6 protein-coding genes are annotated in these 5,367 nt (G+C 69.6%); 2 read left to right on the top strand and 4 right to left on the bottom strand.

Annotated elements, in window-relative coordinates:
• The 4 genes from HOP12_03680 to dapE form a co-directional block, all read right to left on the bottom strand.
• Nucleotides 1-906: hypothetical protein (locus HOP12_03680; GenBank protein NOT33252.1), on the bottom strand; the 906-nt coding region annotated here is incomplete at its 3' end.
• Between the two features lie 41 nt (nt 907-947).
• Entirely contained in the window at nt 948-1,796 is an 849-nt protein-coding gene (locus HOP12_03675; GenBank protein NOT33251.1) for a 2,3,4,5-tetrahydropyridine-2,6-dicarboxylate N-succinyltransferase, read from the bottom strand.
• A 38-nt stretch (nt 1,797-1,834) separates the two neighbouring features.
• Nucleotides 1,835-3,013: an aminotransferase class I/II-fold pyridoxal phosphate-dependent enzyme gene (locus HOP12_03670; GenBank protein NOT33250.1), complete on the bottom strand. Its 1,179-nt coding sequence runs from the start codon at nt 3,011-3,013 to the stop codon at nt 1,835-1,837.
• A complete protein-coding gene (dapE, locus tag HOP12_03665; GenBank protein ID NOT33249.1) occupies nt 3,010-4,071 on the bottom strand; it encodes a succinyl-diaminopimelate desuccinylase in 1,062 nt (353 codons plus the stop codon). The genes HOP12_03670 and dapE overlap by 4 nt, the downstream gene beginning before the upstream one ends.
• Nucleotides 4,072-4,176: 105 nt before the next feature.
• Here dapE and HOP12_03660 point away from each other — a divergent pair, with 105 nt between their 5' ends.
• Both HOP12_03660 and HOP12_03655 read left to right on the top strand, forming a co-directional pair.
• Nucleotides 4,177-5,094, top strand: coding sequence for a hypothetical protein (locus tag HOP12_03660; GenBank protein NOT33248.1), 918 nt, complete (start codon nt 4,177-4,179; stop codon nt 5,092-5,094).
• Between the two features lie 16 nt (nt 5,095-5,110).
• Nucleotides 5,111-5,367, top strand: a 257-nt coding sequence (locus HOP12_03655; GenBank protein NOT33247.1) for a DUF393 domain-containing protein, incomplete at its 3' end; no start/stop codon positions are given.

Genomic DNA, 5,367 nt, shown 5'->3' with positions numbered 1-5,367 from the left:
GCATGGAGTGACGCCGCCGACTCGACCGCGCAATACCCGCTCCGCTGCCCACGCCGCCGCGATCGCAGTGACGGTCACGAACGCGGTCAGCGCGAACGAATCCCGCAACGCAGCGCCGATACCCGCGAGCGCGTGCGGCGGCCACCACGTCACGAGGAAGTCGATCGGCAGGCGCCAGGCATTCGCGAATTGCGCGGGCGACCAGATCGCGACCGCGGTTCCGGCCGGCCATCCCGAACGCACCGCGAGCTGGATGGCGATCGCGACCGCTGCCCCCAGAAATGCGGGCGCCACACGCTGCACGCGCTCGGGGAGCGTGCCGGCCCGACGCCACATCAGCTCGAGTGCGAGCACCAGTCCGGGCGCCACGATCGCGCTCTCCTTGGCGAGCGGCGCGAGTGCGCAGGCGATGGCCACCCACCAGGGACTTGCACCACTCACCCACCACCACATCGCGAGGACCACCAGCAGGGTCGCGATCAAGTCCTGGGCGCACGAGATCCACGACAGCAGAGCCCCGGTCGGCGGGAACAGAATGAGGAGCGCGGCCGCGAACCATGCCGACCGAGCGCCGCAGAGTCGACGCACCGTGGCGGCGAACACCCCGACCATCAGCGCGAACACCAGGGCGTTCACGAGGTGGAGGGCGAAGGGTCCGAGTCCCAGCAGGCGCCCGAACAGCCAGAAGTAGAGTTCGCGCGACACCGGTCGGTAGTAGCCGAGGATTCCATGGCGACCACTCAGGAGTTCGCCGAACGTCTCGCGGCGAGCGGCGTCCATGAACACCAGGTCGTCTGCGACCCACCCCACGGTGAGACAGCGCACCAGCAGCACGGTGCCGAGCGCGAGCCAGCCCACCCAGGCGGGCAGCGCCGGAAACACGCTCGCGGCCGCCGGGCGCGCCACGCGCGTCGCGCGGGCAGCCGGCCGGGTCGGTGCGCTTCCGCTCACACCGGAACGCCGAACTCTCGCAGTGCCTCGTTCAGCGAGGTCTTGCGATCGGTCGACTCACGCCGTTCCCCGATGATCAGCGCGCACGGCACGCCGAACGAACCGGCCGGAAACTCCTTCGGGCGCGTGCCGGGAATCACCACTGCGCGCGCCGGAATGCGACCGCGCGTCTCGACGACCTCGCGGCCCCGCACATCGAGGATCGGCGTCGATGCGGTCAGCACCACACCGGCGCCGAGCACCGCGCCCGCTTCGATCATCACGCCCTCGACCACGATCGCGCGCGAACCGATGAAGCAGTCGTCCTCGACGATCACCGGGCGGCTCTGAGGCGGCTCCAGCACGCCGCCGATTCCGACGCCGCCGGACAGATGCACCCGGGCGCCGATTTGAGCGCACGAGCCGACCGTGGCCCAGGTGTCTACCATGGTGCCCGCACCCACCCGCGCACCGATGTTCACGTAGCTCGGCATCAGGATGACGCCAGGTTCGAGGAAGCTGCCGTAGCGCGCCATGCCTGGCGGCACCACGCGCACTCCGGCCGCGGCGAGATTGCCCTTGAGCGGGATCTTGTCGTGGAACTCGAATGGGCCGGCTTCGAGAGTGATCGAGACGCGAAGCTTGAAGTAGAGCGAGATCGCCTGCTGGATCCAGCCGTGCGTCACCCATTCTGCACCGAGCTTCTCGGCGACGCGCAGATGCCCGGCGTCGAGCTCCGCGATCGTCGCCTCGACGGCTCCGCGCACCGCCGGATCGTCGGTCGGCCGCGCGCCCTCGTAGGCGGCGGCGATCGTTTCGCGCCAGCGCCCGACCACCTCGTTCGGCAGCGGCTCGGTCGTGCTCATGTCCCCGTCTCGTCGCGCATCGCTTCCTCTCCCGGCGCTCAGCGCCGCATCAGGTCGCTCGAAGCGGCGAGACGCGTCACCGCCTCCTCGCAGCTCGCCAGCGTCGGCACCAGTGCCCAGCGCACGAAACCCTCTCCGCCCACCCCCAGATAGGAGCCCGGCGTCACGACGACCCCGAGGCGCATGAGCTGTTCGACGAACGCCACGTCGTCGCCGTCGGGCACCTTCATCCACAGATAGAACGTCGCCTCGCCGGCTTCGACCTGCCAGCCGCAGGTCGCGAAAAACTCGAGCATCCGGCGACGCTTGGCCGCGAACGACGCGCGCAGGCCGGCGACATGCGCATCGTCGTTCCACGCTGCGACCGCCGTGTCCTGTACGAACTCCGGTGTGGCGACACCCACGGTCGGACGGAAACGCTTGAGCGCCTCCATGAGCCGGGGGTCACCGGCCATGAAGCCCGAGCGATAGCCGGTCATCGCGGAGCGCTTGCTGAGCGTATGGAATGCGATCGCGTTCTCGAATCCGAACTCCAGGATGCTGCGCGGTCGCTCGCCCCAGTAGAGCTCGTCGTAGGCATGATCGCCCGCAACCCAGAAGCCGTGACATCGCGAGAGTTCGACGACGCGTTCATAGTGGCGCGCTTCGAGCTGCGATCCGGTGGGATTGTGCGGATCATTGAGCCACAGCAGCGCGGTGCGCGCCCACACCTCGTCCGGAACCTGTGCGGGATCGAAGCGCCACGCGTTCGCACTCGCGAGCGGAGCGAAGTGGATTTGCGCCCCCGCCATGCGCGCGCTCTGCTCGTAGACCGGATACGCGGGCGACGGGATCACCACCGTTCGCCGCGACTCGCTGGCGTCCTGTCCGACCAGCGCGAAACTCAGCAGGTACACGGCTTCCTTGGTACCGGTCGCCGGCAGCACGTGCCGATCGGGATCGAGCACGAGGCCATAGCGGCGCTGGTACCACCCCGCGATCGCGGCGCGCAGCTCCGGCTTTCCGATCGCGGTCGGATAGCTCGACACCTTCGGAATCGAGCGCGCCAGCGTCGCGCGAATGAACTCCGGCGTCTCCTCGCGCGGATCGCCGATGCCGAAGTGGATCAGCGAGACGCCGGGCGGAGCGAGTTCCTTCGCGCGGCGATCGAGCCGAACGAACGGATATTCGCGCGGATCGGTGAGCAACGGATTGAGCGGCGCGGCGCGATGGATCATGACGACAGGAACTCCGCCAGCCACCGATACGAGCGTTCGAGCGCCGGGACCTCGCAGTATTCGCCGGCCTGATGGCACAGCTCCGGGATGCCGGGTCCGAAGTTGAACGCGGGGATGCCGGCCGAGGTGAAGCGCGCGACGTCGGTCCAGCCCTGCTTGGCCTCGACCTTCGCGCCGAAGCGTTTCACGAATCCCGCGACCTCCGGGTGATCGAGCGAAACCAGACCCGGCTCGGCACGATCCACGACCTCGAATCCGAACTCCGCCGGGACCAGCGCACGCACCTTGCGCTCCGCCTCGCCGACCGACATCGAAGGCGGGAATCGGTAGTTGAGATTGGCGACCAGCTCGTCCGGCACCACGTTGCGCGCGCGCCCCGCCTTGAGCGTGGTGACCTGAAGCGTCTCCCGGTAAGTGGCGCCGTGCACGACGTGCGGCGTGGTTTCGAAGCGCGTGATGCGCGCCAGCCAGTCGGCCGCCCGCTCGACGGCGTTGGCACCGAGCCACGGTCGCGCGCTGTGCGCGGCCACTCCCGGCACCCGCACCTCGGCGTTCAGCACGCCGTTGCAACCCACCTCGACCTGGTTCGAAGTCGGCTCGAGCAGGATCGCGAGCGCGGCGTCACGCAGCCACGGCATCTCGCCGAGCAGACGGCCGAGCGAATTGCCCGCCGCCGGTCCCTCCTCGCCGTCGTAGAACACCACCGCGAGATCGAAGCGCAGACGCGCGGGGTCGAGCGTCTCGACCAGCGCGAGCATCACCGCATCGCCCGCCTTCATGTCGGTGGTGCCGAGACCGAACAGCTTGTCACCCTCGCGTCGCGCCACGGCATTGCCGTTCGGAGGCACGGTGTCGAGGTGCCCTGCGAGCACCACGAGCGGTCGCCCGGCGGTGGGTCCGCGCCACACCACGCTGCGCCCGGAACGCAGGATCTCGCCGCGCTTCACCGCACCGAGTCGCTGCGCGATCAATGCGGCGAGCGCCTCCTCCTGCCCGGTGACGCTGGGCACGTTGACGAGCGTCGCGAGCAGCTCGGCGAGCGAATCGGCGGTGATCAAGTCGGGCTCTCCCACGGGTCGGGCGCGCAATCGGCCGCGACTCTAGCAGTGCCGGAGCGCGGCCGGCCAGTCACGCGCCGCGCTCGAAGTCGCTACACTGCGCGCGTGACCGAACCATCGGAATCGACCCTGGCGGGCCCGGTGACGCGCGGCGGGCTGCTCGCGCTTCGCGGACGCGACGTGCTCGAAGTGCTGCATCGCGTCAGCACCAACGCGCTGCTCGACCTCGCCGTCGGCGAGGCACGTGGCACGCTGTGGTGCGACTTTCGCGGGCGGCTCCAGCATCGCGCGGTGGTCGCGCGCGGATCCGACGGCACGGTGTGGCTGGCGCGCGACGATGCCGATGGCGCAACGCTCGCCGCGTTCATCGACAAGCACGTGTTTCGCGAAGACGTGCAGATTTCCGACCGCTCGGGGGCGCTGGGAGTTTCGGCCGAGTGGTCGGATCACGCGCACGGAACGTTGCTCGAACGGGACGGCGTTCCGCTCTCGATGCGCGCGGCACGCGGGCCGGAACTGCGCGTGATTCCGATCGACGCGGAGAGCCCGCGCGGGATGGGGGCTCTGTTCGGCGCTGCCTCCGGCAGCGCGAAGCTCGATCACGTGGTGCGCATCGCGCATGGCTGGCCGGCACACGGTCACGAAATCGTCGAGGCATTCCATCCGCTGGAAGCGAACCTCGGCGACGAAGTCCATCTCGACAAGGGTTGCTTCACGGGTCAGGAGACGCTGCAACGGCTCGTCACCTACGGCTCGGTGAGGCGGCGGCTCGTGCGGGTCGCGGGAAACGGCATGACGCCGATCACGCCCCTCGAGCTCCAGTCCGGCGATCAGCGCATCGGCGTGCTGACCAGTGCGATCGCCGATTCGAGTGCATCCGGATCGTGGCGCGGACTCGCAATCCTCAAGCACGAGGCGATCGGACACGGGTCCGTGGCCGCCGGCGCGGACGGCGAGGCGATGCGGTTCGAACGCCTGCCGCTGGCGCGTCCGGCGGGGCGTCCGTGGGCGATCGAGGACTGATCGAGGACGCGTTCCGATGAGCGACGCAAGCCGCCGCGATCCACTCGATGTCTACTTCGATGCCTCGTGCGGGTTGTGTTCGGGCTTCACCGCGTGGGCCATCGAGCAGGATCGCGACGGCCGGCTGCGCGCCCTCCCGGCCACATCGCCGCTCGCGGCCGAGCGCACCGGCCGCTCCTCGGCACAACTGCTCGAGACGCTTCACGCATGGGACGCCGAGCGTGGCGTGCTGAGCGGCATCCCGGCGGTCGCCGCGGTGCTCGAGCGGCTTCC

The sequence above is a fragment of the Candidatus Eisenbacteria bacterium genome (genome assembly GCA_013140805.1).
Classification (GTDB): domain Bacteria; phylum Eisenbacteria; class RBG-16-71-46; order RBG-16-71-46; family RBG-16-71-46; genus JABFRW01.
Note: the sequence above shows the minus strand (reverse complement) of the source record. Positions and strands in the feature narration are given on the sequence as shown.

Bases quoted from the DNA above. Each gene is read 5' to 3' on its own strand.
- HOP12_03675 (NOT33251.1), bottom strand. From the start codon at position 1,796: ATGAGCACGACCGAGCCGCTGCCGAACGAGGTGGTCGGGCGCTGGCGC.
- HOP12_03670 (NOT33250.1), bottom strand. From the start codon at position 3,013: ATGATCCATCGCGCCGCGCCGCTCAATCCGTTGCTCACCGATCCGCGC.